This is a genomic window from Neobacillus sp. FSL H8-0543, from assembly GCF_038592905.1.
In the GTDB taxonomy this organism is placed as follows: domain Bacteria; phylum Bacillota; class Bacilli; order Bacillales; family Cytobacillaceae; genus Neobacillus.
Genome location: NZ_CP151943.1, coordinates 466,452 through 492,759, shown reverse-complemented (window position 1 = coordinate 492,759; position 26,308 = coordinate 466,452). Strand labels below are relative to the sequence as shown.

The 26,308-nt window shown below is 38.7% G+C and carries 30 protein-coding genes; 26 read left to right on the top strand and 4 right to left on the bottom strand.

Annotation, left to right across the window (positions count from 1 at the left end; genetic code table 11):
• Nucleotides 1-5 precede the first annotated feature (5 nt).
• The 15 genes from cybH to NSS81_RS02535 all read left to right on the top strand — a co-directional run bounded on the left by cybH (nt 6) and on the right by NSS81_RS02535 (nt 11,827).
• Complete coding sequence (cybH, locus tag NSS81_RS02605) at nt 6-800, top strand: Ni/Fe-hydrogenase, b-type cytochrome subunit (RefSeq protein ID WP_342432003.1); 795 nt, start codon at nt 6-8, stop codon at nt 798-800.
• Nucleotides 793-1,272, top strand: coding sequence for a HyaD/HybD family hydrogenase maturation endopeptidase (locus tag NSS81_RS02600; RefSeq protein ID WP_342432002.1), 480 nt, complete (start codon nt 793-795; stop codon nt 1,270-1,272). Before cybH ends, NSS81_RS02600 begins: the two co-directional genes overlap by 8 nt.
• Nucleotides 1,259-1,690, top strand: coding sequence for a hypothetical protein (locus tag NSS81_RS02595; protein ID WP_342432001.1), 432 nt, complete (start codon nt 1,259-1,261; stop codon nt 1,688-1,690). Before NSS81_RS02600 ends, NSS81_RS02595 begins: the two co-directional genes overlap by 14 nt.
• Nucleotides 1,683-2,042 (top strand): hydrogenase maturation nickel metallochaperone HypA, encoded by a 360-nt coding sequence (locus tag NSS81_RS02590; protein ID WP_342432000.1) that lies wholly within the window; start codon nt 1,683-1,685, stop codon nt 2,040-2,042. The genes NSS81_RS02595 and NSS81_RS02590 overlap by 8 nt, the downstream gene beginning before the upstream one ends.
• Nucleotides 2,039-2,698, top strand: coding sequence for a hydrogenase nickel incorporation protein HypB (gene hypB, locus NSS81_RS02585; protein ID WP_342431999.1), 660 nt, complete (start codon nt 2,039-2,041; stop codon nt 2,696-2,698). Before NSS81_RS02590 ends, hypB begins: the two co-directional genes overlap by 4 nt.
• Nucleotides 2,683-4,992 (top strand): carbamoyltransferase HypF, encoded by a 2,310-nt coding sequence (gene hypF / locus NSS81_RS02580; RefSeq protein ID WP_342431998.1) that lies wholly within the window; start codon nt 2,683-2,685, stop codon nt 4,990-4,992. Before hypB ends, hypF begins: the two co-directional genes overlap by 16 nt.
• On the top strand, nt 4,965-5,201 hold the full coding sequence (locus NSS81_RS02575) for a HypC/HybG/HupF family hydrogenase formation chaperone (RefSeq protein ID WP_342431997.1): 237 nt from the start codon (nt 4,965-4,967) through the stop codon (nt 5,199-5,201). The genes hypF and NSS81_RS02575 overlap by 28 nt, the downstream gene beginning before the upstream one ends.
• On the top strand, nt 5,173-6,285 hold the full coding sequence (gene hypD / locus NSS81_RS02570) for a hydrogenase formation protein HypD (RefSeq protein ID WP_342433908.1): 1,113 nt from the start codon (nt 5,173-5,175) through the stop codon (nt 6,283-6,285). Before NSS81_RS02575 ends, hypD begins: the two co-directional genes overlap by 29 nt.
• Nucleotides 6,285-7,286 (top strand): hydrogenase expression/formation protein HypE, encoded by a 1,002-nt coding sequence (hypE, locus tag NSS81_RS02565; RefSeq protein WP_342431996.1) that lies wholly within the window; start codon nt 6,285-6,287, stop codon nt 7,284-7,286. Before hypD ends, hypE begins: the two co-directional genes overlap by 1 nt.
• 344 nt (nt 7,287-7,630) lie before the next feature.
• The gene (locus tag NSS81_RS02560) at nt 7,631-8,224 is read left to right on the top strand and encodes a CalY family protein (protein WP_342431995.1); all 594 of its coding nucleotides are present in this window, start codon (nt 7,631-7,633) and stop codon (nt 8,222-8,224) included.
• Between the two features lie 125 nt (nt 8,225-8,349).
• Nucleotides 8,350-9,069, top strand: coding sequence for an amyloid fiber anchoring/assembly protein TapA (gene tapA / locus NSS81_RS02555; RefSeq protein ID WP_342431994.1), 720 nt, complete (start codon nt 8,350-8,352; stop codon nt 9,067-9,069).
• A complete protein-coding gene (locus NSS81_RS02550) occupies nt 9,053-9,658 on the top strand; it encodes a signal peptidase I (RefSeq protein WP_342431993.1) in 606 nt (201 codons plus the stop codon). Before tapA ends, NSS81_RS02550 begins: the two co-directional genes overlap by 17 nt.
• 81 nt (nt 9,659-9,739) lie before the next feature.
• Nucleotides 9,740-10,357 (top strand): TasA family protein, encoded by a 618-nt coding sequence (locus NSS81_RS02545; RefSeq protein ID WP_342431992.1) that lies wholly within the window; start codon nt 9,740-9,742, stop codon nt 10,355-10,357.
• A gap of 243 nt (nt 10,358-10,600) precedes the next feature.
• Nucleotides 10,601-10,852 carry a DUF2535 family protein gene (locus NSS81_RS02540; protein ID WP_342433907.1) on the top strand — a complete coding sequence of 84 codons (252 nt, stop codon included), beginning with the start codon at nt 10,601-10,603 and terminating at the stop codon, nt 10,850-10,852.
• 132 nt (nt 10,853-10,984) lie between these two features.
• Nucleotides 10,985-11,827: a DegV family protein gene (locus tag NSS81_RS02535; RefSeq protein ID WP_342431991.1), complete on the top strand. Its 843-nt coding sequence runs from the start codon at nt 10,985-10,987 to the stop codon at nt 11,825-11,827.
• Between the two features lie 34 nt (nt 11,828-11,861).
• On the opposite strand, the gene NSS81_RS02530 is transcribed toward NSS81_RS02535, so the two are convergent.
• The gene (locus NSS81_RS02530; RefSeq protein ID WP_342431990.1) at nt 11,862-12,749 is read right to left on the bottom strand and encodes an MBL fold metallo-hydrolase; all 888 of its coding nucleotides are present in this window, start codon (nt 12,747-12,749) and stop codon (nt 11,862-11,864) included.
• 201 nt (nt 12,750-12,950) lie between these two features.
• Between NSS81_RS02530 and NSS81_RS02525 the strand changes: the two genes are divergently transcribed.
• From NSS81_RS02525 to NSS81_RS02500, 6 genes are all read left to right on the top strand, one after another.
• Entirely contained in the window at nt 12,951-14,465 is a 1,515-nt protein-coding gene (locus NSS81_RS02525; RefSeq protein ID WP_342431989.1) for a spore germination protein, read from the top strand.
• 11 nt (nt 14,466-14,476) lie between these two features.
• On the top strand, nt 14,477-15,598 hold the full coding sequence (locus tag NSS81_RS02520; RefSeq protein WP_342431988.1) for a GerAB/ArcD/ProY family transporter: 1,122 nt from the start codon (nt 14,477-14,479) through the stop codon (nt 15,596-15,598).
• Nucleotides 15,582-16,739, top strand: coding sequence for a Ger(x)C family spore germination protein (locus NSS81_RS02515; RefSeq protein ID WP_342431987.1), 1,158 nt, complete (start codon nt 15,582-15,584; stop codon nt 16,737-16,739). The genes NSS81_RS02520 and NSS81_RS02515 overlap by 17 nt, the downstream gene beginning before the upstream one ends.
• An 81-nt stretch (nt 16,740-16,820) precedes the next feature.
• Entirely contained in the window at nt 16,821-17,399 is a 579-nt protein-coding gene (locus NSS81_RS02510) for an SCO family protein (RefSeq protein ID WP_342431986.1), read from the top strand.
• 101 nt (nt 17,400-17,500) lie between these two features.
• Complete coding sequence (locus tag NSS81_RS02505) at nt 17,501-18,334, top strand: SGNH/GDSL hydrolase family protein (RefSeq protein ID WP_342431985.1); 834 nt, start codon at nt 17,501-17,503, stop codon at nt 18,332-18,334.
• Nucleotides 18,335-18,340: 6 nt separating this feature from the next.
• Nucleotides 18,341-18,916: a YpmS family protein gene (locus NSS81_RS02500; protein ID WP_342431984.1), complete on the top strand. Its 576-nt coding sequence runs from the start codon at nt 18,341-18,343 to the stop codon at nt 18,914-18,916.
• Between the two features lie 43 nt (nt 18,917-18,959).
• Here the strand turns inward: NSS81_RS02500 and NSS81_RS02495 are convergent, their stop codons facing one another.
• The gene (locus tag NSS81_RS02495) at nt 18,960-19,697 is read right to left on the bottom strand and encodes a DUF4397 domain-containing protein (protein WP_342431983.1); all 738 of its coding nucleotides are present in this window, start codon (nt 19,695-19,697) and stop codon (nt 18,960-18,962) included.
• 305 nt (nt 19,698-20,002) lie between these two features.
• Here NSS81_RS02495 and rsgA point away from each other — a divergent pair, with 305 nt between their 5' ends.
• From rsgA to msrB, 3 genes are all read left to right on the top strand, one after another.
• Nucleotides 20,003-21,070, top strand: a complete 1,068-nt coding sequence (rsgA, locus tag NSS81_RS02490; RefSeq protein WP_342431982.1) for a ribosome small subunit-dependent GTPase A — start codon at nt 20,003-20,005, stop codon at nt 21,068-21,070.
• 126 nt (nt 21,071-21,196) lie between these two features.
• Nucleotides 21,197-21,739, top strand: a complete 543-nt coding sequence (gene msrA, locus NSS81_RS02485; protein ID WP_342431981.1) for a peptide-methionine (S)-S-oxide reductase MsrA — start codon at nt 21,197-21,199, stop codon at nt 21,737-21,739.
• The gene (gene msrB / locus NSS81_RS02480; protein ID WP_342431980.1) at nt 21,729-22,163 is read left to right on the top strand and encodes a peptide-methionine (R)-S-oxide reductase MsrB; all 435 of its coding nucleotides are present in this window, start codon (nt 21,729-21,731) and stop codon (nt 22,161-22,163) included. The genes msrA and msrB overlap by 11 nt, the downstream gene beginning before the upstream one ends.
• A 24-nt stretch (nt 22,164-22,187) precedes the next feature.
• Here the strand turns inward: msrB and NSS81_RS02475 are convergent, their stop codons facing one another.
• Nucleotides 22,188-22,778 carry a DUF502 domain-containing protein gene (locus tag NSS81_RS02475; RefSeq protein ID WP_342431979.1) on the bottom strand — a complete coding sequence of 197 codons (591 nt, stop codon included), beginning with the start codon at nt 22,776-22,778 and terminating at the stop codon, nt 22,188-22,190.
• Between the two features lie 121 nt (nt 22,779-22,899).
• Between NSS81_RS02475 and NSS81_RS02470 the strand changes: the two genes are divergently transcribed.
• On the top strand, nt 22,900-23,037 hold the full coding sequence (locus tag NSS81_RS02470; RefSeq protein WP_342431978.1) for a YjcZ family sporulation protein: 138 nt from the start codon (nt 22,900-22,902) through the stop codon (nt 23,035-23,037).
• Nucleotides 23,038-23,229: 192 nt separating this feature from the next.
• Nucleotides 23,230-24,699 (top strand): NAD(P)/FAD-dependent oxidoreductase, encoded by a 1,470-nt coding sequence (locus NSS81_RS02465; RefSeq protein ID WP_342431977.1) that lies wholly within the window; start codon nt 23,230-23,232, stop codon nt 24,697-24,699.
• A 126-nt stretch (nt 24,700-24,825) separates the two neighbouring features.
• On the opposite strand, the gene NSS81_RS02460 is transcribed toward NSS81_RS02465, so the two are convergent.
• Entirely contained in the window at nt 24,826-26,190 is a 1,365-nt protein-coding gene (locus NSS81_RS02460) for a TrkH family potassium uptake protein (protein ID WP_342431976.1), read from the bottom strand.
• Nucleotides 26,191-26,308 lie beyond the last annotated feature (118 nt).

The window sequence follows — 26,308 nt, the reverse complement described above, 5'->3', positions numbered from 1 at the left end:
GATAGATGGCTGCACCAAAATTACCGAATCACGGGCCGAATCCACCTGACTTCAAAATTGAACCCAACTGTGAGAATACACTTCGCCCTGAACGGTCAATCGTTTATAAGCCTGTAAAAAATGAAGTGAGAGCCTATGTATGGGAACTGCCAGTAAGGATCTGGCATTGGGTCAATATGCTCGCGATCATTGCCTTAACGATAACAGGAATTTATATTGGGAAACCGATGACCGCTGCGATTATCCCTGAGGAAGCCTATTATTCAAATTTAATGGGCTGGATGAGATATATTCATTTCTTTTTCGCTTTTATCTTTGTAATCAATCACATGTACCGCTTGTATTGGACATTTGTTGGAAACAAGTTTGCAACCTCAAACCCGTTTAGATGGATTTTCGTGAAAGAAGTATTTGAAGCGGTTAAGTTCTACTTATTCTTGCCAAATAAGAAACCGCATTATGTAGGCCACAATCCATTGGCGCAGCTGAGCTACTGGATATTTATCGGATTGTGTTCATGGATCGTCATGTTAACAGGTTTCTACATGTACTTTGAGCCACAGCAAGAATCCTTCTGGGGAAAACTGTTTAGTTGGGTGCCATTTATTTTTGGCGGTGACAGCTTCACTGTCCGTTCATGGCATCATCTGGGTATGTGGGGCTTCTTGTTATTTACGGTCATTCACATTTATCTTGCTTTCCGTGATGACTATCTTGATCGAAACGGCTGTATTTCTTCCATGTTCACTGGCTATAAAACAACAACAAATAAGTCAGTTGGTGAAAAAAATAATGACTAAGATTACTATTCTTGGGATCGGCAACACCCTCTTCTCAGATGAGGGTGTTGGCATCCACCTTTTGCCGTTACTAGAAGATGCTTTAGTAGACTATGAAGATATTGAAATTATTGAAGGCTTGACCGATGGAATGAAATTGCTAGGACCGGTAGAGGATGCTGAAAAACTGATTATTATTGATGCAATTAATGCCGGCAAGGAACCTGGCACCATCATTACCTTAGTAGGTGATGAAATTCCAGCTTATTTTGGCATAAAGATGTCGATTCACCAGCTTGGTTTCCAAGAAGTATTGATGGCCGCCAAACTAAGGGAGCGCTACCCAAAGGAAATAGTCATGTTTGGAATGCAGCCAACCTCGCTACAATTAGGTGTGGAGCTGACCGAAACTAACCAAAAAAAGCTTGGAGAACTCAGAGACGTCGTCATCAATCAGGTGAATCTATGGAGAGATGTTTATGAAACGGCTTGATTTTTTTAAAGAGATGGGCGGTAGCTTATTCCAAACGGTAAAGTCAGTCTATGAGCCTTTTATTCAAGGCGACTTGGAGAAAATAGAATTAGTGACAGACCGGTCGCTTGGAATCAGTTGGATTCCATTAATGAGCGATACGGAAATGTTACCAGTGCTTGAATTGAAGTTTATAGCAGGGAGACCTGTAATAGTCGCAATGAAGGATTCGAACATGCAGGCTTGGAATGGAATTTGTCCTGTATGTTCGTATATTATTACCGTTTCAACACTATATTCAACTGTGAAATGTTTGAATTGTCAAAAAGAATACAATTTTAAGACAAATAACGGTGACTTACAGTTAAAATCACTTCCAGTGAGAAAAAGGGATCAGGCTTACCAAATCGGTGTGGTGAAAGGTGATTTTCATGCATGAGATGGCATTAATGGGGGATATCCTTCAGCTGGTTCATGAGGATGCCTGTTTAAGAGGGATTGAAAGAATTGAAAAAATTGAATTAACCGTTGGTGAAATTTCCAATGCGATGCCGGATGCCTTAGGAATGGCGTTTGATATTTTTCGTGATCAAAATTTGCATATATTTACAGATGATGCGCAACTAATTATTCATGTTGAAGAAGCAAAGGCAAAATGTGTAATATGTGACATGGAGTATCGTCCAGAATTGAAAATTGCCCTCTGTCCAAACTGTCAGATTCCATCAGGTAAGGTGCTGGCAGGAGAAACATTTCAGGTTTTTTCATACGAAGGGAGTAATCGTAAATGAAAGTAGCGTTAAGAACAGATGTATTGACGAACAACAATAAGGCAGCAGACTTCAATCGGGGGCTTTTTATCGACACTAAAACCTTAGTGATTAATTTGATGAGTTCGCCTGGTGCTGGAAAAACGACACTTCTTGAGGAGACCGTTCGTGCTTTAGCCGGAAAATATCGAATTGCTGTTATCGAGGGTGACTTAGCAACAGAAAGAGATGCCGACCGGATTCGGGCGATGGGGGCAAAAGCCGTGCAAATCAATACACACGGAGGCTGTCATCTTGATGCAAGAATGATTGCGGCAGCACTCAGTGAATTTGACCTTGACCAATTTGATATTATATTTATTGAAAATGTCGGTAATCTTGTCTGCCCATCAGGTTACGACCTTGGACAGCATCATAAAGTGGCGGTATTAAGTGTCCCAGAAGGAAACGATAAAATCCCGAAATATCCGCAAATGTTTATGCGTACAGAGTTAGTGCTGTTAAATAAAATTGATTTACTTCCATACTTGGATTTTAATGTCGATGAAGCGCGGAAGGATCTTTCAGAAATCAATCCGGTATCAACTTTGTTGCCTATGTCTGCAAGAACGAGGGAAGGGCTTCACGAATGGTTTTCTTGGATTGAAGGGGCTTACTTAAAATGCTTACGGCAGTAAAGATTGCTGTTAGTGGTAGAGTACAAGGGGTAGGATTTCGTCCATTTGTCTTCCAGCTTGCAGACAAATATCAGCTTAAAGGTACAGTCCAAAATAATATGGACGGTGTCAAAATACACCTTGAAGGTGATTCAGAGGCCATACAATTGTTTCTATCAGACTTGAAAAAGAAAGCCCCACGGCTGTCAAAAATAAATGAAATATTAGTTCAGCAGACAGAGCCTTTTGGTTTAGTAGACTTTACGATTATTGCAAGTGAGCGTAGCGGGGCTTCCATGCTCGTGATCCCAATTGATTCAGCCGTGTGCGAAGATTGCTTGGATGAAATGAATGACCCAAACGATTTTCGTTTTCACTATCCGTTTATTAACTGTACCCAATGCGGACCACGGTATACAATTATTGAAGAGTTACCATATGACCGACCCTACACATCGATGAAGACCTTTTCAATGTGTGACGATTGCCGGAGAGAGTATGAGGACCCGACAAACCGACGGCACCATGCCCAGCCCATTGCTTGCCCAAAATGTGGTCCCAAGGTACAGCTATTAAAGAGAAATGGTGTAGAGATAGATTCTGAGAATCCGATTATGGAAGCCATACAGCGTTTAAAAGCAGGGAAGATAGTGGCCATTAAAGGGATCGGCGGTTACCACCTTGCTTGCGATGCCAGTAATGAACAAGCGGTTACCACGTTAAGAAATCGTAAGCAACGACCCAATCGACCGTTAGCCGTTATGATTGCATCAATCCAAACGGCCATGGAAATGGCTGTTGTAAATGATGCGGAGCGTGAGCTATTGACTAGTCCTGAATCGCCTATTGTAGTCCTAAAGAAACATGAACAATATCAGCTTGCAGAAGGCGTAGCGCCGGGGATGGGAACGATTGGTATCATGCTCCCTTATACACCTTTGCACCACTTATTATTTTCTGATGCCAGCCTCTCATGCCTAGTGATGACAAGCGCTAATCCTTCTGGGATGCCGATATTATACAAGGATGCAGAAGCTTTTCACTATTTAGCAGGTATCACAGATTATTATCTCGTTCATAATCGAGAAATCCTCCACCCGGTTGATGATTCCGTTGTTCAAATCAATGATGGGACGCGCGATTTCTTACGAAGATCACGTGGATATGTTCCAGACCCTTTTTCGACAAATGTCGATGTTTCGGGAATCGTGGCGCTTAGTGGACAACAAAAAACGACATTTACCATCGGTCGAAATGAGCAGACTTTTGTTGGTCCTCATATTGGTGACTTAGAAAATATCGAGACAATCAACCATTATCAGCAGGAACTGGACCATTTATTAAAGTGGATTGATACACCGAAGTCAGTCGCTGTAATAGATGCCCACCCGGGCTATCAGGTTCAGAAACTGGTAAAGGAGTACGAGTTTGAAGAGATCTTCGAGGTTCAGCATCATCATGCCCATATGGCTGGATGTCTAGAAGAGCATTCTATAGAAGGAAAGGCTTTTGGGATTATTCTCGATGGTACTGGATATGGTCACGACGGCAACATATGGGGCTTTGAAATTCTCTATGGTGATGCGGGCGAATATGAACGGATTGCCCATTTAGAGTATACGCCACTTCCAGGAAGTGAAAAGTGCATACGTGAACCATGGAGAAATGCCGCAGCAATGCTTATCTCCCAGCATAATGAACAGGGAGTCGAGCTAGCAAAGGCAATTTTTACTGATAAAACTGACCAGATTGATATTTTAAAAATGATGATAGCGAAAAATATTAATACTGTTTATGCCGGAACTTGCGGTCGGCTGTTCGATGCTGTCAGTGCCCTTTGTGGGGTCACGAAAGTATCCAGTTATGATGGCGAAGCGGCAATTCTTCTAGCGGAATTGGCTGATGAACAATTGATTTATAATCCTTACTTGTTTGATTTGGAAGAAAAGGATATTTTCACCATCAATTTTTCAAAAATGACTAAAGAAATAGCAATAGATGTTTTAGCCAAAAAGGACGCTGCATTAATCAGTGGTCGCTTTCACGAAACCATTGTTCAATCGATAATCTTAGCAATGGAGCAATTGATCAAAAAAATGCCTAATGCGAATCGAAAAATTATTTTATCAGGGGGAAGTTTTCATAACCGTTATCTAAGAAAAAGACTCACCTCTGAACTAAAGGAACGAGGATTTAGTGTTTATGTACCAGAAAAAGTCCCTTGCAATGACGGAGGGTTATCATATGGGCAGTTAGTTGTTGCCGCTGCCAAAAGGAGTGCTCGTGGATGTGTGTTGGAGTCCCAGCTAAGGTAGTAAAAAAAATGGAATATAGCGCAGTCGTCGATGTCATGGGTTCACAAACAACAGTGGGAACGATTTTTGTACCTGAAGTCGAGTTAGGTGATTATGTGATTGTTCATGCCGGCCAAGCGATGAGTATCGTTGATGAATCCTACGCAAGACAAAGTGTTGAGGAATGGAGGAAGCTCGTCGATGCTCGAAATTCTGAAACAGTCCAATAACCCGGAAATTTGTAAACCATTAGTGGAAGCTGTGATTCAAATAGCCAAGGAATTTCAGCGAGTGTTCGGACGCAAGCCTGCCTTCATGGAGGTGTGTGGATCGCATACGATGGCGCTTGCACGAACAGGTGTGAAACCGTGCCTGAAAGATTTCGTCAATCTGATTTCTGGTCCTGGCTGTCCGGTCTGTGTGACAGACCAGCGTTCGATAGATGCGATGATAGCCCTTGCTGAAGGCGAAAACAGGATTATCTGTACGTTTGGCGATATGATGCGGGTACCTGGCTCAAATAAAACATTGCTAGACTCAAAGATTGCTGGCAAAGATATACGTGTGTTGTATTCACCTGTGGACGCGGTTCAAGTTGCGGAAGATAGCCCAGACAAAGAAGTCATCTTCCTCGGTGTAGGCTTTGAAACGACGATTCCGATTATGACTTTAATGGTTGCCGAGGCAGAAAAGCGCGAGATTACTAACTTTTCGATATGGATGACGACCAAGCTTGTCGAACCTGTACTGCGCTATTTATTGGATGCAGGGGAAGTAAATCTGGACGGTTTCTTGCTTCCTGGCCATGTATCGATTGTCTTGGGCGAGGATTCTTACAAGTATTTAGTGGATGAATACCATATCTCAGGAGTGATCACGGGGTTTGAAACCGCTGAATTACTAGCTGGCATCTATAAATCAATTGATTTAGCTTTAAAAGGTAAGCCAGCAATTATCAATAATCATCCAGCAATCGTCACAAAAACTGGTAATCAAACGATCCATCAGTGGATGGACAAATACTTAACAAAATCCGACGAGGCATGGCGTGGCATTGGCGTCATCCCAAACAGCGGTCTGGATTTAAGGGCAGATTATGACAGGTATAATGCGAAAAAAAGATTTTCGGTCGAAGTTGGTGAGCCTCGTAAAACTAAGTGCCGCTGTGGTGAAGTCATTCGGGGCTTGATATCCCCTAATGAATGTTCACTTTTCGGTAAAGCCTGCCATCCGATGAATCCAATTGGTCCCTGTATGGTGTCGGCCGAAGGAAGCTGTGCGGCAACCTATCAATATATGAGGGAGAGTTCGTGATGGAGAAATATATCAGCTTAGCGCACGGTGACGGTGGAGAACTAAGCTATCGCTTAATTCGCGACTTATTTGTTGAAGCGTTTAACGAAGAAAAAGCCGCTATGTTTGATGCGGCAGAAATAACGTTGTCAAGGCGTCAAATCGCTGTATCGACGGACTCATTTGTTATAAAGCCCATTTTCTTCCCAGGAGGTTCAATCGGTAAGTTAGCTGTCGCTGGCACGATTAATGACCTTGCAGTAAGCGGGGCAAAACCAGCCTTTTTAACTTGTGGTTTTGTCATCGAAGAAGGGTTTCCGATAGCTGATCTAAAGAGAATTGTAACCGACATGGCGAATGAAGCTAGAAAAACCGGAGTTACTATTGTTGCCGGGGATACAAAAGTGGTTGAACGCGGCAGTGCTGATGGTGTCTACATAAATACTACAGGAATAGGCATCTATGAGCCAAACGTTGGCTGCACCCTAGAATTTCAAGAAGGGGATGCGATTATTGTTTCAGGGACAATTGGAGATCATGGCATCGCTGTCCTAGCTGCAAGAGGTGAACTAGGAATTACCGTTCCAATTGAAAGTGACTGTTGTTCTTTAAATCGAATGTTAGGAGCAGTTCTTCAACATACCAGCGGAGTAAGAATTATGCGTGACCCAACAAGAGGAGGTCTAGCAACAACGCTTGTGGAAATAGCGGAGGACTTTTCGCTCACAATGGAAATTAATGAAATCGACCTGCCAGTGAAGGAAGAAGTTCACGGTGTCTGTGATTTAGTAGGCTTTGACCCGCTTTATATTGCCAACGAAGGAAAAGCGATAATTATTGTCGCCGCGGAAGAGAAGGATAAAGTGCTCGATATTGTGCGAGAATTTCCAGAAGGTCAAGATGCCGTTGTAATTGGCTCAATTATCAGCAAACAGAAAGGTCAACTATTACTGGAAACACCACTCGGCTCAAAACGTTTATTGAATAGATTAACAGGAACAATGTTTCCGCGAATATGTTAACCAAAAGGCCCTCATTCCAGAATGGAATGAGGGCCTTTTGACCTATTTAAGAGTTAGTAGCATTAAAAAGGTACTTACAATACCGAACGCACAATCCCTTATAAATTGCGATAAAATAAGAAAATACTAGATTATCTGTCAAAAAGGACGAAATTTGTTCTTTATTAAGAAAATTTGCTTGTTTTTGACGTTTCCCAAATTCTCTATTAAGAAGTAAACTGAACTTGTAAGTTCATTAATAAGAATCATGTGAAATAGTGAACTTGCAAATGAATTATCCTTTATACTGCCTAGAATCTTCAAATTGATTCAAAAAATAAAAGGTATAAGAGGAGGAAAAGACAATGAGCACTAAGAAAAGATTAGGATTGGGCTTAGCAACCGCAGCGCTTGGTTTGTCACTAATCGGTGGGGGTACATACGCATACTTTAGCGACACTGCCGATGTTCAAGCGAAATTTGCTAATGGTACTTTAGTCTTAAATGCTCAACCAACAACCATTATTGATGTCAATAATTTAAAACCAGGAGATTGGATGAACCGTTCTTTCAAATTGAAAAACGCTGGTTCTTTGGACATTCATAAAATACTATTAAAAACTACTTATAATGTTATTGATGCAAATGGAAATAATACAGAGGATTTTGGTAAGCATATCCGTGTAAACTTCCTACTTAATGGAGATAAGATAGATACTATTATTTTCTGGACAACATTAGATCAGTTAAAAACCATGACTCCCGACGCAATTGAAAATGATATTTTTATTCCATGGTTAGAGGAAAGAGGGGGAAAGCTTCCAGCTGGAACATCTGACGAGTTATATGTCCAATTCCAATTTGTTGAAAATCATCAAGACCAAAATCAATTCCAAGGGGATAAGTTAGATCTTACTTGGACATTTGAAGGCTACCAAGGTCATGGTGTAGAAAAATAAAGACTTTTAAAAGAGGGGTGGGTTTTACCCGCCTTTCTTTAAAAGGTTCTATTCACCTTAGATAAGGAACATTTTCTTTATTTAAGGTGAGTAGAAAAATACATTCCGACTGGGAGATGAGGGGTGTGATTAAGATTAGGTACACAAGGAGAAAGAAGTTTAAAAAGAAAAATTGGATAATGGTATTAACCGCTCAAATCATAGTTATTTCTTATCTGTTCACCCTATCAACGGGCATAATAACTTCTGGCACTGAGGCATATTTTTACGATAATTCACAAGTTATTAGTAATATCCAAGCAGGTTCTTGGGAGAATGTCTGGGATAAAAGCTCTTTTAAGTTTCTAAATGGAAATACTGATCAAGTCATTGAAAGTTGTGATCAAAAGGAAATATCTGTAACCATAACAAATATGGGAAGTAATATGGAAGGACCTTCACGATATGAGGTCTATTACATTTCAAAAGGGAATCCAAAGGATGGAGAAAAGGTTGCAGAAGGAGTAATACAACCGATTACAGCTAATCAATCAGGTGTTTTAAAATTTACCGCTTCTGATTCAGGAGCCTATAAATTTAGAGCGTTTCAAAGACCATTTCATGCAAATAAACCGGAAAGACAAGATTTATGGAGTGAAACAATCACAATTACATGCCAGTCTAAATCTGATAATAATAGCGAGCAAACTCCAATAGTACCTGCCCAAGACATTCCAGCTAATACAGAAACAACCCCAACAGAAGCGGCAAAGAATGAACAGCCAGTTGAGTATAGTCCGTCTGATAGTAATGTAATAAAAGAAGAAGTTGAATCCATAATAATACAGAATGCAAAAGGTGATTGAAATGAAACCTAAAACGATCATAAAATGGACCGGCAATATTATAACAATCTTATTGTTTCTATTATTAATGTTGACGCTCTTCGTTGTCATATCTTCCGAAGTTTCTGGGGGTGAACCTCAAGTTTTTGGATATCAATTGAAAACTGTACTTTCTGGGTCGATGGAACCAGAAATAAAAACAGGTTCAATTATTGCCGTAAAACCTGGCGGGGAAATGACGAGATTTAAAAAGGGTGATGTAATTTCATTTATAACTGAAAAAAGAGTACTTGTTACCCATAGGATTGAAGAAGTAATTAACTATGGTGACCAAGTGAGTTATCGGACAAAAGGTGATAATAATGAAACGGCAGATCCCAATTCTGTCTTATCAAATAATGTAATCGCAAAATATACAGGTTTTACAGTCCCATATCTTGGCTATATTGCAAATTTCTCAAAGACTAAACTAGGTATCTCCTTACTTATGTTTCTTCCAGGAATTCTACTAATAGGATTTTCAGGCTTCACTATTTGGACGACAATTTCTCAACTTGTAAGAAAGGATGATAAATCATCTGAAAAAAGCAATATTGAAAAGCCTATTTAGAATTCCGCTTTAGAAGCTAACAAAAGTTGAAATCCCGCCTCGTGAACTAAGGAATAGATACAAAGGGAGGGACGAAAAAAGGTGAAAAAAATAATTAGTTTTCTGATAATCAATATGCTGGCAATTACTCTTGTATTCACGGTAAAATTGAGTCAAATCAGTGCAGCTATTAATACTCAAGAGATTGATATTGCCACTTCACCTGAAAAGATCCTATTTAATGTAACTAATTTAAAACCAGGTGATTGGGCAGAACGTACCTTTACCATTATTAATAATGGTAAACAGGATTTTAAGTATTTGTCGTCTAGTAATCTAAAAGAAGGTTCTAAAGAATTTTACAACGAACTCCTGCTGAAAGTTTCAGATAAAGACAAGGTTTTATTTGATGGGAAAATGAACGACTTTAACAAATTTGATCCTAGGTTTATCGCGAAGAATGGTTCTGAACAACTATTCTTTAAAGTTGTAGTACCAGAGGAATTAGGGAATGAGTTCCAAGGCCTTGAAGCAGAAGTTGAATTTAAATTTTATGTAGAAGGTACCTTAGGCGGGGTCCTGCCTGCAGACGGACCTAAACTGCCTAATACTGGAACCGATATGTTTAATATTTTGGTAGCTGGTGCAGTATTAGTTCTATCAGGCACTATCTTACAGTTTGTTCTAGTATTGCGAAGGAAAACTGCTAAGCATGGTTAATGAGCCATGATTGATCTATTTTCATGGCTTTCTTCATAATTTGATAAAACTCTGAGATTAATCCATATTTATTCGATTTTTGACTAGGCTACTGGCGATTTGCATTAGCCGTTTCTTAACCATTTAAATGAAATTTCCCAATAATTGTTCATAAATATTTTTGAATCTGGGCATATTTAGACAGATTTCGAGCTGTTTTAGGTGTATAATATAGTCAAACGGGTGAAAAAGAGGATTGATATTGTGTTAACCAAAAGCCTAGAGTTCAAAAATGCAGTTGGACAGAAGGTTAAAGTTACGGAAATTCCTGTATTGGCGCAAGATAGCACTTATAAATTTATGATCCAAGTCCGTTTACAGGCATTTATCTCGACAATTTATCGTGAGAAAAAGCCCCAAAAATGCTATTCCTTTAGAGAGTATCTAAAAAAGGTCATGAAATGGCCTGATTATGAACAACTGTTTAAAGTTGGAGAATTAAAGAATAACGCTTAATTATTTTCGAACATCGGGCAACCGGTGTTCTTTTATTTTTCGCAATTTTTATACGGAAAAATAGGAGATATTATATCTTAAAGTGTATATAGCCTGTATAATACAATGGAGTAAACCAAGGGATGTGAGTGAATGAGTAAAATTAAAATTGTAACTGATTCAACAATGGACATGCCATTAGATATGGCGGAGCAATTGGGTATTGTTGTTGTGCCATTGTCAGTAACGATTAATGGAGAAACCTATTTAGACAGAGTGGAAATAGATGCAGCAGAATATATGGATATGATGAAAAAAGCAGATGAACTGCCAAAGAGCTCTCAACCCTCAGCTGGTGCCTTCCTTGAAGTGTATGACCGACTCGGAGACGAAGGATACGAAGTGTTATCGTTGCACATGACTGGCAAGATGAGCGGTACGGTACGCTCTGCTGAAAGCGCTGCCCAGATGACGAAGACCAAGGTGACTGTTGTTGATTCGATGTTTATTTCATTGGCCCTCCAGTTTCAGGTAAGAGAAGCGGTGGAGATGGCGAAGAAGGGTAAGAGTATGGAGGAAATCCTTGAGCGCTTGGACAAGGTCCGTATGAATTCAAAGCTATATATCATGATTGATACCCTTGAGAACATGGTTAAGGGTGGCCGGATTGGTAAAGGGAAGGCCTTTATTGGATCATTGCTAAACATTAAGCCGATTGCATCGCTCGAAGGTGCGGAATATAATCCAGTAGCGAAGGTTCGCAGCCATTCTCAGGTCGTAAAATGGTTGGCCAAACAATTTACCGAGGATGTTAATGGGAAAAATATTCTCGGCGTAGGACTTGTACATGCTGAAGCTCTCGGACTAGCAACGAAAGTAAAAGAAGCAATCACTGAAATAACGGGATATAATAATATTTCAATTGGTACGACCGGTCCAACAATCAGTACTCATACTGGACCAGGGACAATCGCGCTAATGTATTATTTTGAATAAAAAAGTAAGGGAATGGTGCCAGTCACCATTCCTTCTATCTTGCCATTTTGATTTCTGCTTCCTTTACCGTATATCCAAGCCGTATTAGGTGTTTGCGAATGCCACTACGTTCCCAGGTTTTAAGAATGAGGTTTTTGTCTAACAGTTTTTTCGGATAGAAAATTCCGATATTAGTCAGCTCCTCGAAATTTAGCCCCTGCTGCACATATTTTTCTATGGTTTCGTCGCGAAAATCAATAACGGCTAGATATTTTTCCATCGCTGCATGAAATTCCTGTTTAGTGAACAATCCTTTTTGGTGTCCGGTAATGAACGTATCTGCATCCATGTTGAGCAAGCGCTTGCTCGACGAAATAAACTCATCAATATCACCGTCTGTTCCGAAATACCACGGACCAAAACTAGTCATATCAAAATCACCGACAAAGACAATGCCTAAGTCAGGGAAGTAGGGGGAAGTATACCCTTTTGTATGACCAGGAGTGTGCTTAAAGATGACTTTCACATCGCCAAACAAATATTCCTGCTCGTATAGATAGCTTCCCGTTATTTCGCCAAGGCTATTTACCCATTTCGCTGGAAGGTTTTTTTGAAATGCCTCCACTCCAATAGGTCCCCATTCTTGATATATGCCATTTCCTTTGGCAATTCCCTCAATCGATTGCACTGTTTCATATTCAATCGGATTAATCCATTTTTGTGCATTTTTAAATAGATAGTTATGCAATGTATGGTCAGGATGGTAATGGGTATTAATCACCAAGTCGACTCCATATTGCTGTTCAACTGCTAGAAGTGCCTGGGGATCCGCACCAGTATCAATCAACACCTTGTCTGGACAATCAATGTAAAGACTTCTTGAGTACGGTATTTTACTGTTATGTGGACCTTCTATAATCATAATCGGACCGATTCGCTCCATTGGTGACACCTCCCCTTTAATATATTATTCACAATGTTCTAAAAATGAATACCTGTTCATTATACCACAACTGGCTTCATCAACAAACCTTCTTGCTTTTTCCTTATGTTCACATTAATCTTCTAAGCAAACAACCAATAATGGGTAAAAATAGATTTTCTGGTAAAGCTAAAAAAAAATGACAGGTTAAAGGTGTTGCTGATGTTCAAATGGTTAAATGGAAAAAAGTCCAAAGAAGGCTCGAAAGCACATAGCTTAAATATAGATGAATTGAAGGAACAAATAAAAAGTGGATTGAATGTTGGTTCTGACCTTGTTTTTAGAAACCTAAAAAGAGATGGGCAACGGTTAGTTTTTTGCTTTATGAGCAGTTTAACTGACAAAACCACACTTGATGACTTTGTCATTGAACCTATCCAAAGCAATATCGAAACGGAATGGGAAAGTGAAGCGATTGCTCAAATACTTCCTATTTCAGATATATCTGCTGTCAATCAATTAACTGAGGTTGTCGAAGGAATAAATGAAGGGAAGGTATATATTTATCCCGAAGGTCAGCCCTTTGGATTACTTGCTAATGTTGGTAGTACAGTTGAACGAGGGCTTGAAAAGGCAGAAACGGAATCGCTTGTCTATGGTCCGAAAATTGCCTTTACAGAATCGCTCATTGGCAATGTAAATATTTTAAGGCATAACATTAAAGATCTTAATTTATGCATGGAAGATTTTACTGTTGGTAAAAGATCAAAAACAAATGGGAAAATCGTCTATATTAAAGACATTGCCGATGAGAATAATGTGAATGCCTTTCGAGAGAAAATAAGTCAACTTGAGATTGATCATGTGCCAGGCAGTACTGTCCTTGGACAATTGATTGAAAATAATAGCTGGTCTGTTTTTCCACAATTGGCGACTACAGAGCTTCCTGATCGTATCACGATTGCCTTGATGAGTGGTAAAGTGGTTGTCTTAATGGACCGGAGTCCTGATGCCTTATACGGCCCAACTCCGTTCTTTACCTTTTTTGAATCAACAGAGGATGTGTATATGCGGTGGAATATGGGGATGAGTCTACGCATTTTACGTTTATTTGCAGCTTTATTATCCGTTCTCCTAACACCTGCCTATGTTGCCGTTTTGACTTACCATTATGAGGTAATTCCATCGCCATTACTTGTTTCATTGGGACAATCAAGATCGAATGTTCCCTTTCCGCCTGTTTTTGAAGCACTTCTTCTTGAATTTTTTATTGAGCTTTTACGTGAAGCAGGGGCTAGGCTCCCAACAAAAGTCGGTCAAACAATGGGTATCGTAGGCGGTATTGTTATTGGGCAGGCAGCGGTCGACGCAGGTTTCACAAGCAATATTTTAATAATTATTATTGCTCTTAGTGCGCTTGGCTCATTTACCACTCCTAGTTATTTAATGGGTACTGCGATAAGGATGATTCGTTTTCCGATTATTATTAGTGCGGGTATTTGGGGAGGAATAGGCATCATGGTTTCCTTTTGCTTTTTCATCATTCACCTCTTGAAACTAAACACGTTAGGTGTGCCATATCTCTCACCCATATATCCGTTCAGATGGAAGGATCTAGGGCATAGTTTTTTCAGATTACCACCCCAATATCTGTCTAAACGACCATTAACAAACCACACTGTAGATGATGAAAGATTCTCTCCAAATAAGGTAAGTAAAAAGGATGTAGATGAATAGGAGCTAATAATATGAAGGTGAACTTACAACCGAAGGAGAGCATATTGTTTAACGCCTTTCTGCTCTTTTTTATCATTCATTCCGTGCAATCCGGGGTGGGATTGATAGGTCTTCCAAGAATTGTATATTTAGAAGCGAAGCATGATGGTTGGATTGCTGTATTTCTTGCTGGAGTAATCACTGCGGTAGTATTGTGGTTCATGATAATTATGCTGAAACAATATGACAGTGCGGATTTATATGGCATTCATGTAGATGTTTTCGGTAAGTGGGTCGGGAATTTCTTAAGTATTGTCTATATGATTTATTTAACTGCCAGTTTTTTCGTTATTTTAATGAATTATATAGAAATTGTCCAGGTATGGATTTTCCCGAATTTACCTTCATGGCAATTAGCGTTGGTTCTTATTTTATTAACCGTTTATGCTGTCTTTGGTGGCATTCGAATCCTTGTCGGTGTCGCCTTTCTCTCCGTGGTTGGTACGGCGTGGCTAGCTTTAATTCTTCTTGTACCCATGCGTTATGTGGACACAACTCACGTGTTTCCAATTATGAATACCGAAATACCACATCTTCTTAAGGGAATAAAGAGTACAACCCTCTCGATGATGGGTTTTGAACTAATCCTGTTCATCTATCCATTCGTTAAAGAAAAAAAGAAAGTATTGCTGTTTGCACAATTAGGAAATCTTTATACCACCCTCCTTTCTACCATTGTCACTCTCGTTGCCATCATGTTCTTTGCTTCAGACAGTCTTGAGAGAATTATCTGGCCAGTATTATCTATGTTTAAAATTGTTCGTCTTCCTAATTTAGAGAGGTTTGAGTTTATTGCTGTTTCCTTCTGGATGCTGATAATTTTACCTAATATGTGTCTTTACTTATGGTCAGCATCAAAGGGATTTTCAAGAATTTTACATGGGAAGCAAAAATGGGGGATCCTGATTATTGCTCTCCTTACTTTTGGAGCCTCCTTTTTCATAAAAATTAGATATCAAATGAATACTGTAACAGATATTGTTGCACAAGCAGGTTTTTTGCTGGCCTTTTGCTACCCTGTAATGCTATCCATCATTGTCTTTATAAAAAAGTGGTTAATTAGGAGGAAAAAATCAAATGCTGAATCATCCTAAATGGAAAAGGCTGATTGTGATTTTTTCATGTGTCTTCTGTATGACCGGTTGCGTTCAGTCCAAACAATTAGAAAAATTGGGATTAATAACGGCGGTAGGTTATGATTTGGAACAGGCTAATACTATTAAAGGGAGCGTGGTTATCCACAAATTCGATCCACTTGCAGAAAGTGTGACCAAGGTGATTACGGCTGAGTCTAATACAAGTAAGGCAATTATGCAGAAGCAAAACCTTGAAACAGATCAAAAACTAGTATCCGGCCAGCTTCGCTGTGCGATTTACAGTAAGGATTTGGCGAAAAAGGGAATCAATCAGCTTGTCGATTCCTTAAACCGTGACCCGGCGATTGGAAATATGGTCTATTTAACGGTGGCCGATGATAAAGCTTCAGAAATCATGCAAATTGATATGGATAAATTAAAGGTCAATCTCGGGACCTATTTGTACAATGTAATTCAGCAGAATGTTGAAAGTGAACAGCTAATCTCGCCGACCCTGCATGAATTTAATCATAAATTTAGTGACCGAGGGCAGGATCCGGTTTTACCAATTCTTAAAATTAAGAAAGATAATGTCATCATAACTGGAGTGGCGCTGTTCCAAGATGATCGCTATATTGATGAATTAGAAAGTGAAAAACTCTTCTATCTCAAAATTTTATTAGATAATTATAGATCGGGAACACATGAAATGGGATTTAAACGTGAGAAATTCAACAAAATTATTAAGCATAAAGAGGGTATGGATGATAAGAAGGTTTACAATAAGATGTTTATCAATATTGATAATATTCGTAGCCATGCAAAAATCAAATTAGTTGATAAAGAAAAACTCCATTTCAAGGTCGATGTAAATCTAGAATCAAGATTATTGGAAGCAACAGAGGCAATAGACTTATCCACACCTGACAATATGAAATTTATCCAAAAAGAAATCGGCAAGGAATTGGAAAGAGAAATTAAGAATTTGATCTTAAGGTTTCAAAAGAAACAGGTTGATCCTATAGGTTTTGGAAATGAATACTTTACCCAGTTTCGTGGAAAACCACCAACGGCTAAGGAATGGAGAGAAAAATATAAGGATGCAACCTTTGAAATAAAAGTGAACAATAAGATTGTAAAAACAGGTGCTATTGAATAATGAGTAGATTCCTTTCTTCTTTTTTAAAACTTTGTTACACTATTCACTAGTTGGAAAAGAAAAAAGGTTGCGGGTGATGATATGAAGCATCGTTATTGGTTGGTTTTATTTCTTTTAGGCACATTGATATTGTCGGCTTGTGGACAAAAGGGGATTGAGAATGGGGTGGACTACCCTGTTGCTGATTTTACAGCTACAAATCAAAAAGGTGAGTCCTTCGAAAAGAAAAACTTAGATGGGAAGATTTGGATTGCGGATTTCATCTTTACAAATTGTGCAGATGTTTGTATTCCAATGACAGCTAATATGGCCAAGCTGCAAAAGTTGGTCAAAGAAGAGAACTTAAAAAATGTTGAGTTTGTTTCTTTTAGTGTAGACCCGACAGTAGATATTCCAGTAAAGTTATCTGCCTATATCGATCTATATGAATTGGATACAAAAAACTGGAACTTTCTAACAGGCTATTCCCAAGCGTTTATTGAAGAGTATGCAATGGAAACCTTCAAAACAATTGTGAAAAAACCAGAAGAAGGCGATCAAGTAATCCACCAAACCTATATTTACCTTATTGCCCCTGATGGTAATATTAAAAAAATCTATTCGGGTTTAAGTGATATGCCGGAAGAAGAAATTATCAGCGATATAAAAACATTGCAATAGACCATTTCAATGGTCTATTTTTTTTGCGATGAATAATATATAATACTAACTTGTTTTGAATTATTTTTGTCGTGTTATAATAACTTTAGATTAGAGGGTAGGTGAAAAAGTTGAAAAGGGTTTTCACGCTTCTTATTCTCTCGACGTTTTTCTTAAGTTCGTGCAGTCAAACCGATCGCTTCGAGTTTCACCAGGAAAAGAGGGCTGCTGCAGTCGTCTATGAAGAAGTTCCAGCTGATTTTGTGCCACAGGAACTGACGGTTCTTTCTGCCGGTGATTCTTTAACACAGGGTGTTGGCGATAGTACCAAAAATGGCGGATACCTGCCTTACTTAAGAACTTTGCTCGAGGATGAAAAGGGAATAAAGGATGTAGATTTCTTGAATTTTGGTGTACAAGGAAATCGTACAACCCAATTATTGAAAAGACTTAAATCTCAAGAAATGCAAGCGGCACTTCCTGATACTGATTTAGTCATACTTACAATCGGCGGCAATGATATTATGAAAGTAGCTCAAGAAAATTTTGCGAATTTACAGCTTTCGGCCTTTGAGGAAGCTAGAAAATTATACATTGATAATTTATATGAGATAATGAATACAATAAATAAAGCAAATCCGTATGCATCAATTGTTTTAGTGGGGCTATATAATCCATTTTCACAATGGTTTGCAGAAGTTGAGGAGCTAAATCAGATTGTTAATGATTGGAATGAGGCTGGTCAAAGAGTAATTGCTAGTTATTCAAATGCCTACTTCGTTTCTATAGAGGATTTATTCTTAAATCCTGCTGAAGATCTTTTGTACTCGGATAATTTTCATCCGAATGATCGGGGCTATGAACTAATTGCTGAGCGTTTAAAAACAACATTGGAAGAACGCACATTGCCTGATTTAATAAAGAATGCCTATATGGTTAGTAAAGAGGAGAATTAACTCTCTATGAAAAATAAATGGAAAAGTGGATTCCTCCTTTTATTAGGAATCAACCTGTTAATTATTATAAGTCTGTTGATTATGCTAATGATGCCTGTAGATCAGGAGGAGATTCAACATACGGAACTTAAGGGCGACCATGTTACATTTGAGGTTAAATCAAATAAAGCAGATTTAAATAAGCTTATTAATCAATACATGGAAAAAGAAATTGCTGATTCACCTATCGAATATCAGGTCCAATTGCGCGATGAAGTAGAACTGCACGGGACATTGCCGTTTTTCAGCCAGCAATTGAATTTGAAGCTAACCTTTGAGCCGGAAGCGCTGGACAATGGTGATTTAGTTTTAAAACAAAAGTCGATTTCTATCGGAAGCATGGATTTACCAGTCTCGTATGTTCTCAAGTTTATTCGTGATAATTATAAGTTGCCGAAGGGTGTAGATATCCTCCCAAATGATAAACTGGTTTATGTGAATATGCAGCAATTGAAAATTAAAAGTGATATTAAAATACAGGCGAATGAGTTTGATTTGAAAAATAATAATATCTCATTTACTTTATTAGTTCCAGTAGAATAAGGTGCCAGCATTCGTCATGCATGGCACCTTTTTTGTGAAAAATCTAATCTTTGATAATTATTACTTCTGGATTATCATTGGAAATTAAGATGATAGAATACGTTTCATTTGGCATGAATTGCGCCTTTGGAATGGAGAGAGTTACATTTTTTGTTCCTGTCTCCCTAAGTTCCAGATCCACAGTCATCGGTGTAATTCCTAAATAATCAGATGCTTTTTTGTAGCTAACATTAGGAAAGACAACGTCACGGTCCTTCACAGCAAAATCCATTGGCTGTAAATCCTTTGCTAAATGGATAAAGCGGATTTTTGATTCATTTGCAGGCACGGCAGGTTCAGCGTTATATACGAGTAAACGTAACTTATTAATAGGGTCAATGGCCGCAAGAGTATATGACTTGCCTGGTTCAACCGTAATCTTCTTATTAAGAACACTATCTACCATATTTCCTGTTGGATAAATATCTATATGGTATTTACCTGCCTTCAATGAAAAATAAGTGCTTATTTGCTTGAATGGAAGGTTTTTCAATGTAAGCTGACCATTGATATAAATGTCGATATTTGGAGCATTAGGGGAAGTGTGCAGGAAACGAACCATTGGATCCGCCAAGGGCTGCTGCTGGTTGTTTCTCATTTTCAAAGCCTTATTCACATTGTTCATGTGTTTTAAATAGTAATTGATGTGTAAGTTAGGATTGGTGTATTTATAATATTGGGCTAACAAATCATACATGGAAGCCCTTTGAAGATAATCAGAAGTATTTCTTTTTGAGGACATTATTCTCGCTCCTTTCTACATACTAATTTATTCAAGATTAAATAGGTAGGTGTCTAAAACTGGTTTTTTTCCCCTTTTTATTTACAAATAGATAAATTAAACATATAATAAATACAAATATATCGGAAAGCGGGTGAAGCATTATGGTACTTGAAAATACATTAATTGTCTCTAATTTCAATACTGTTTGCACAGCCCGAGGATTCTCTAAGTAGGGGATTTCTATTCATTATTCTTTGATGTGAATTAACCGCGGGCTGTGTGTGCCTGTGGTTTTTTTATATTACTTTTTGGAGGAATAATGAATGAATTTAGAAGCAATGGGATTAACGAAAAACCTGAAAAATGACTTTGATCGTTTAAAACATAATGAAGAAATGATAATTGGCCGCGTGGCCTTAGAACACAAACGGATGTATCGTGTATGGACAGAACAAGGAGAGTTGCTGTGCGAGGTTACAGGGAAATTTAGCTTTGATGCAGTCAATCGGGAAGATTACCCTGCTGTTGGCGACTGGGTGATTCTAAAGCCCAGGACGGAGGAAGGAAAAGGAAGCATCTATTCGGTATTGCCTCGATTTAGTAAATTTTCAAGAAAATCAGCGGGCAGGACGGCTGAGGAACAAATTGTTGCAGCGAACGTCGATACCATCTTTCTGGTCAATTCGCTTAATGATGACCTTAATTTAAGAAGAATGGAACGCTATCTGTTGTTAGCCTGGGAGAGCGGTGCCAATCCGGTAATTATCTTAAGTAAAGCGGACCTTTGTGCAAATATTGAGGAAAAGCTTTCTGTCGTTCAAGCGATTGCCTTTGGGGGCGTTCCGGTTATTCCGATTAGTGCAGAAACGATGAGCGGGCTAGAGCAGCTAGGTCCGTATTTGCAGCCTGGTAAAACAATTGCCCTCCTTGGTTCTTCCGGGGTAGGTAAATCAACGCTGACCAACCGATTATTAGGTGATGAAAAGCAGGTTGTCCAAGAAATCCGTAGAGCCGATGATAAAGGGCGGCATACAACGACACATCGGGAGTTAATCCAACTTCCAAATGGTAGTATCTTAATCGATACACCAGGAATGCGTGAGCTACAGCTATGGGAAAGCTCTGATGGCCTTTCAGAAACCTTCTCAGATATTGATGAATTGGCCGAGGAGTGCCGATTCAGGGACTGCCAGCATACCGATGAGCCAGGCTGTGCTGTTGTTGGTGCAATTGTAGAGGGAGCGCTAGCCCCCGAAAGGCTTACTAGCTATAACAAGCTCCAAAAAGAGCTAAGCTATATTGAACGTAAGGCCGACAAACGTGCACAAACTGAAGTGAAAAATAAGTGGAAGAATATAACCAAGCAAATGAGGCAGAAGAAGAAGTTTTAATAGTAACCCGAACCAGAATTGGTTCGGGTTTTTGTCTGGGTAAATATACTATACAGGAGTTGGAAATTGTATTTTTGAGCTCATTTTCTGTATACTTTTATTCAATACGAATGAAGGAGTGGGAGTGTGGAAGTTACTAACCAATTGGCGACGTTTGCGGGCGGTTGTTTTTGGTGCATGGTCAAGCCGTTCGATGAACAGCCAGGAATTATCAGTGTCATTTCCGGATATACAGGCGGTACAGTCGAAAATCCAACATATGAACAAGTTTGTACCGAGGCAACCGGCCACTATGAAGCCGTCCAAATTACCTTTAATCCGGATATTTTTTCATATGAAAAGCTTTTAGAATTATTTTGGCAGCAAATTGATCCAACCGATACGGGTGGTCAATTTCACGACCGTGGTCAATCCTATCAAACCGCGATTTTTTACCACAATGAAATTCAGAAAAGTCTTGCCGAGGAATCAAAACATGCCTTACAAGAAAGTGGCCGTTTTAACAAACCAGTGGTAACACCAATCTTACCAGCACAGACCTTCTATCGTGCAGAAGAGTATCATCAGCATTACTATAAGAAAAATCGATTGCATTATGAAGGATATCATGTCGGTTCAGGCCGGGCTGGTTTTATTAAAGAGCATTGGGGCGATCAAATTGAAAAATAAGGAACAGTTGAAGAAGGAATTAAATCCAATTCAATACGAGGTAACACAAAACAATGGTACAGAGCCGCCGTTTAGAAATGAATATTGGAATGAAACTAGAGATGGTATTTACGTGGATCTCGTTTCTGGTAAGCCGCTGTTTAGTTCTCTTGATAAATATGACGCTGGCTGTGGCTGGCCTAGTTTTACCAAGCCGATAGAAGACGAAGAAGTAGTCGAAAAAACCGACACTAGCCATTTTATGGTGCGAACAGAGGTTCGAAGTAAATCAGCAGACTCCCATTTGGGCCATGTATTTGATGACGGTCCAGGTCCTAACGGTTTGCGATACTGTATTAATTCGGCTGCCTTAAAATTTATCCCGAAAGAACAGTTGGAAGAAGAAGGCTATGGAGCATATTCAAAGTTTTTTGATGAAAAGTAAATAGCCGCATATTGCGGCTATTTTTTATTGGCTTTTTTGCTTTGAAGTGGATGTCATCCCGCCAGATAGGATAAATTTCATTGCATCCTCAGGTTTCACATCAATGATTTCAACCTGTTCCTTAGGAATTAAGAACGTAAATCCAGCGACCTGAAACGTTTGCGGGACATAAACAGCAACATGGTCTTTTAGCGGGCTATAAAAATTTTCTAATTGCTCAGAAGTTACAAACCCCATACTTCTCATTTCTGTGCCTGGTATGACTACTAGCGCAACCTTCGAAAAAGACTTTTTCTCACCAAGAAAAGATTGAACTGTGTCTTTGATAACTGAATAAATTGTTTTTACGACTGGAATTTTTTCAAGCAAAGCATCAATTAATTTGATTATCGTCCCAGTTACAAATTTCGTAGATAACCAGCCTAAAAGGGTAATTAAGATAATCGTAGTCAACAAGCCAATCCCTGGAATGTAATCTTCCTCTAAATATGGTTTCAATGTGTTTCCAAGCAGGCCGTCTAGGAATAGAAAGGTTTTATAGATGACAAAGATTACAAGAATAATTGGAACAATTGTCAAAATACCATTAATAAAATTCTTTAATACTGCTTTCATTCATTATCACCCACAAATTTTTTGATTGTAATTCATAATATAGGCGAACGCACATACAGGTCAAGTACCTACTACATAAAGTAACAATGTAAAGTACAAAATCTCAAGGAGTGATTGAGGAATGCATTATGGATATGATGGTTGTGGCTGTGGATATGGATATGGTTATGCAGCCCCTGTAGGATGCGGATTTAACAGTTTCGCATTAATCGTAGTACTGTTTATTTTATTAATAATTATTGGTGCGAGCTGGTGTTAATAGCATTAAAAAGGCTGACTAAGGAGGGACTTTCCTCTTAGTCAGCCTTTTTTATATTTTCAGACAAACAACCTAAAGACGAACATTATATTTGGTGTATAAGTAATAGTTCGTGTTTGGTGTTGACTGTGTGGAAAAAGTCTGATATATTTACCGTTGGTTAAAGCAAATTCGTCTTGGAGGTATTGGACAATGGAAAATAGATATGATGTAATTGTGGTGGGTGCCGGACCCGCAGGGATTTTCGCCTGCTATGAACTTACACTAAAAATGCCGAACGCAAAGGTGTTGTTAGTGGATAAAGGGCATGATATTTATCGGAGGAATTGTCCAATTTTACAAAATAAAATCGAGAAATGCCCTCCTGCTGCTGGGAAAAAGGAATTTGCAGGATGTCTGCCTGCTTGTTCGATTACAAGTGGTTTTGGCGGTGCAGGCGCATATTCAGATGGAAAGTTTAATATAACAAGTGAATTTGGCGGCTGGATGACGGATTATCTGCCAGATTCCGAGGTCATAGAGTTAATTCGTTATGTTGACGGTATTAATTTATCCCACGGGGCAACAGATAGCATTACTGATCCACTTACGGATGCAGTAAAAGATATTGAACGTCGAGGCTATGCAGCTGGCTTAAAGCTATTACGTGCCCAAGTACGTCATCTTGGCACAGAACAAAACCTACAAATTATGAAAAATATCTATGAATACTTAAATACGAAAATAGAAATGGTTTTTAAAACCGAAGTAGAAGATTTAATTACGGAAAAAACAGCCGATGGGCACCGGATACAGGGAATTATGCTGAAGAATGATCAGAATATTTATGCAGACAAGGTAGTAATTACACCGGGTAGGGACGGTTCCAAATGGCTGACTGAGGTACTAAAGAAACGCCGTTTGCGCATGATCAGTAATCAAGTGGATATTGGTGTTCGTGTGGAGACTTCAAATATCGTCATGCAGGAAATAAATGATCATTTATATGAAGGGAAATTTGTTTTCAATACTTCAGTTGGAACACGAGTACGGACTTTTTGCAGCAATCCTTCAGGACATGTGGTCGTTGAAAATCACTCTGGGATCATGCTTGCTAACGGTCATGCTTACAAAGATCCGAAGCTTGGAAGTCCAAATACGAACTTAGCCTTACTTGTATCACATACATTTTCGGAGCCCTTTGATAAACCCAATGAATACGCGCATGAAGTTTCCCGTCTGGCTAACAGCCTTTCAAACGGCGGATTAATCGTACAAAAATATGGCGATATTTTAAAAGGTAGAAGATCGACTGACAGAAGGATTAAAGAAGGCTTCATTGAGCCGACCCTTAAAGAAGCGGTACCTGGCGACCTTGGCTTAGTCCTTCCTTATAATACACTTAAAAGCTTAATTGAGATGACCGAGGCACTAAATCAGGTTTCACCTGGTTTCGCTTCGGAACACACTCTATTTTATGGTGTTGAAGCAAAGTTCTACTCTGCTAGACCGAAACTAAATGACCGCTTCGAATCAGAGATCAGCGGTTTGTATGTTGGCGGTGACGGAGCCGGAATTACCCGCGGGCTTGCACAAGCCAGCGCTTGTGGCGTCTGGATTGCCCGAGACATTATCGAAAAAAAACATACCAACGAACGTAAATTAGAAACAATCATGGCCTAAACCCGCTTACTAGCGGGTTTTTTATTTATCTACGAAAATAAGTGGAAATCAGGGATTTCAGTAACAAAAAGGGATATTTTCTAAATATCCCTCTGACTTATCCTGTCTTAGCGCACTATAATGGACTTATCCGATTGTAACTTTTTCTTTTGGATAGTGGATTTTCTCGGCACTATTCCCTTTACCTCTTAAAATAAGTAAACAAGAAACGATTCCGACTCTTCCTATAAACATTAATAGAATGATGAGGACCTTTCCAAATGTTGATAATCTAGGTGTTAAGCCCATAGACAACCCATTGGTACCAAATGCAGAGTTAACTTCGAAAATCACTTCTATTATCGTTCCATTCTCTGTAACAGAGAGAATTAATATCGAGGTTAAACAGAGCATGACTGCTGTTGTTAAAACAATAAAGGATTTTAAAATATCCTCGTTATGTAATTCTCTCCTAAATATTTTAATGGTCCCTTTTCCCTGTGCATAATATATAATAGCCAATATAATGATCGCAAAGGTTGTTGTCCGGATTCCACCACTTGCACTGCTAGGAGATCCGCCAATAAACATTAAGATTGAGAGGAAAAGCTGATTACTTGATGTTAATTCATTTAAATCCATTGTCGCTAATCCAGCACTTTTAGTTGTTACCGAATTAAATAGTGAGTAAAAAAAGGATTCATGCCACGGTTTTCCTGTGAAAAAGTTTTGACTATCAAGTAAATAAATTAAAATTGCCCCTATTACTGTTAAGATGATAAAAGTAGAGGTAGTTAACTTAGTAAACAGGGAAAAGTGAAATCTTTTCTTACTTTTAAGACTTATAAAGAATTCATAAATTTCGACGATAACGGGAAAACCGATGGCGCCGAAGATAATTAAGAACATAACTACTGTTTGAACAAAGTAGTCTGAATTAAACCTAATAAGAGATTCATTTGTAATATCAAATCCAGCATTTGTTGTGGCACTAATGGAAGCAAATAATCCATGTTTAAATGCTGTTATCGGACGTTCAAAATAATCTAGGAAGCGAATTCCTAAAATAACACCACCAATTACTTCGAAAGAAATAAAAATGATAAAAATCCTTTTAGCTAGATGAACGAGTCCAGATAATTTAGATTGATTTTGGTCAATCATAAGTAGTTGTCTTTCCCGTAAGCCCACTTTTTTACCGATCATCACCCAGATGAAGGTACTCAAACTCATAACCCCTAAGCCGCCTAATTGGAGAATTATACATAATAGGAAGATTCCGAAGTTACTAAAGGTATCTTTAAGGGAGATTACCGAAAGTCCTGTTACACTAATCGCACTTGCAGACGTAAACAGGGCGTCTATAAAACTTAAAGATACACCATCTTTGTGTGCAATTGGAATCAATATTAGAAGTGTGGAAATGATTAATGCTGATAAGTAGAAAATAACAATTAATTGTATGGTTGATAATTCTTTCCTTATTGCTTGGTTTTTTCTCGATATATTCATTAGGACCTTCCTTATATAAATCTAAGTGTATTCTATAATAATCATTTCGAAAAGTAAAAGACAGATTTGCATCTGCTATAGAATTTTATGCCATTTTTTAATATGCTATAGGTAAAAC

Bases quoted from the DNA above. Each gene is read 5' to 3' on its own strand.
- cybH (WP_342432003.1), top strand. From the start codon at position 6: ATGGCTGCACCAAAATTACCGAATCACGGGCCGAATCCACCTGACTTC.
- NSS81_RS02600 (WP_342432002.1), top strand. From the start codon at position 793: ATGACTAAGATTACTATTCTTGGGATCGGCAACACCCTCTTCTCAGAT.
- NSS81_RS02595 (WP_342432001.1), top strand. From the start codon at position 1,259: ATGAAACGGCTTGATTTTTTTAAAGAGATGGGCGGTAGCTTATTCCAA.
- NSS81_RS02590 (WP_342432000.1), top strand. From the start codon at position 1,683: ATGCATGAGATGGCATTAATGGGGGATATCCTTCAGCTGGTTCATGAG.
- hypB (WP_342431999.1), top strand. From the start codon at position 2,039: ATGAAAGTAGCGTTAAGAACAGATGTATTGACGAACAACAATAAGGCA.
- hypF (WP_342431998.1), top strand. From the start codon at position 2,683: ATGCTTACGGCAGTAAAGATTGCTGTTAGTGGTAGAGTACAAGGGGTA.
- NSS81_RS02575 (WP_342431997.1), top strand. From the start codon at position 4,965: ATGTGTGTTGGAGTCCCAGCTAAGGTAGTAAAAAAAATGGAATATAGC.
- hypD (WP_342433908.1), top strand. From the start codon at position 5,173: ATGCTCGAAATTCTGAAACAGTCCAATAACCCGGAAATTTGTAAACCA.
- hypE (WP_342431996.1), top strand. From the start codon at position 6,285: ATGGAGAAATATATCAGCTTAGCGCACGGTGACGGTGGAGAACTAAGC.
- NSS81_RS02560 (WP_342431995.1), top strand. From the start codon at position 7,631: ATGAGCACTAAGAAAAGATTAGGATTGGGCTTAGCAACCGCAGCGCTT.
- NSS81_RS02550 (WP_342431993.1), top strand. From the start codon at position 9,053: ATGCAAAAGGTGATTGAAATGAAACCTAAAACGATCATAAAATGGACC.
- NSS81_RS02535 (WP_342431991.1), top strand. From the start codon at position 10,985: ATGAGTAAAATTAAAATTGTAACTGATTCAACAATGGACATGCCATTA.
- NSS81_RS02530 (WP_342431990.1), bottom strand. From the start codon at position 12,749: ATGGAGCGAATCGGTCCGATTATGATTATAGAAGGTCCACATAACAGT.
- NSS81_RS02525 (WP_342431989.1), top strand. From the start codon at position 12,951: ATGTTCAAATGGTTAAATGGAAAAAAGTCCAAAGAAGGCTCGAAAGCA.
- NSS81_RS02520 (WP_342431988.1), top strand. From the start codon at position 14,477: ATGAAGGTGAACTTACAACCGAAGGAGAGCATATTGTTTAACGCCTTT.
- NSS81_RS02515 (WP_342431987.1), top strand. From the start codon at position 15,582: ATGCTGAATCATCCTAAATGGAAAAGGCTGATTGTGATTTTTTCATGT.
- NSS81_RS02510 (WP_342431986.1), top strand. From the start codon at position 16,821: ATGAAGCATCGTTATTGGTTGGTTTTATTTCTTTTAGGCACATTGATA.
- NSS81_RS02500 (WP_342431984.1), top strand. From the start codon at position 18,341: ATGAAAAATAAATGGAAAAGTGGATTCCTCCTTTTATTAGGAATCAAC.
- NSS81_RS02495 (WP_342431983.1), bottom strand. From the start codon at position 19,697: ATGTCCTCAAAAAGAAATACTTCTGATTATCTTCAAAGGGCTTCCATG.
- rsgA (WP_342431982.1), top strand. From the start codon at position 20,003: ATGAATTTAGAAGCAATGGGATTAACGAAAAACCTGAAAAATGACTTT.
- NSS81_RS02475 (WP_342431979.1), bottom strand. From the start codon at position 22,778: ATGAAAGCAGTATTAAAGAATTTTATTAATGGTATTTTGACAATTGTT.
- NSS81_RS02470 (WP_342431978.1), top strand. From the start codon at position 22,900: ATGCATTATGGATATGATGGTTGTGGCTGTGGATATGGATATGGTTAT.
- NSS81_RS02465 (WP_342431977.1), top strand. From the start codon at position 23,230: ATGGAAAATAGATATGATGTAATTGTGGTGGGTGCCGGACCCGCAGGG.
- NSS81_RS02460 (WP_342431976.1), bottom strand. From the start codon at position 26,190: ATGAATATATCGAGAAAAAACCAAGCAATAAGGAAAGAATTATCAACC.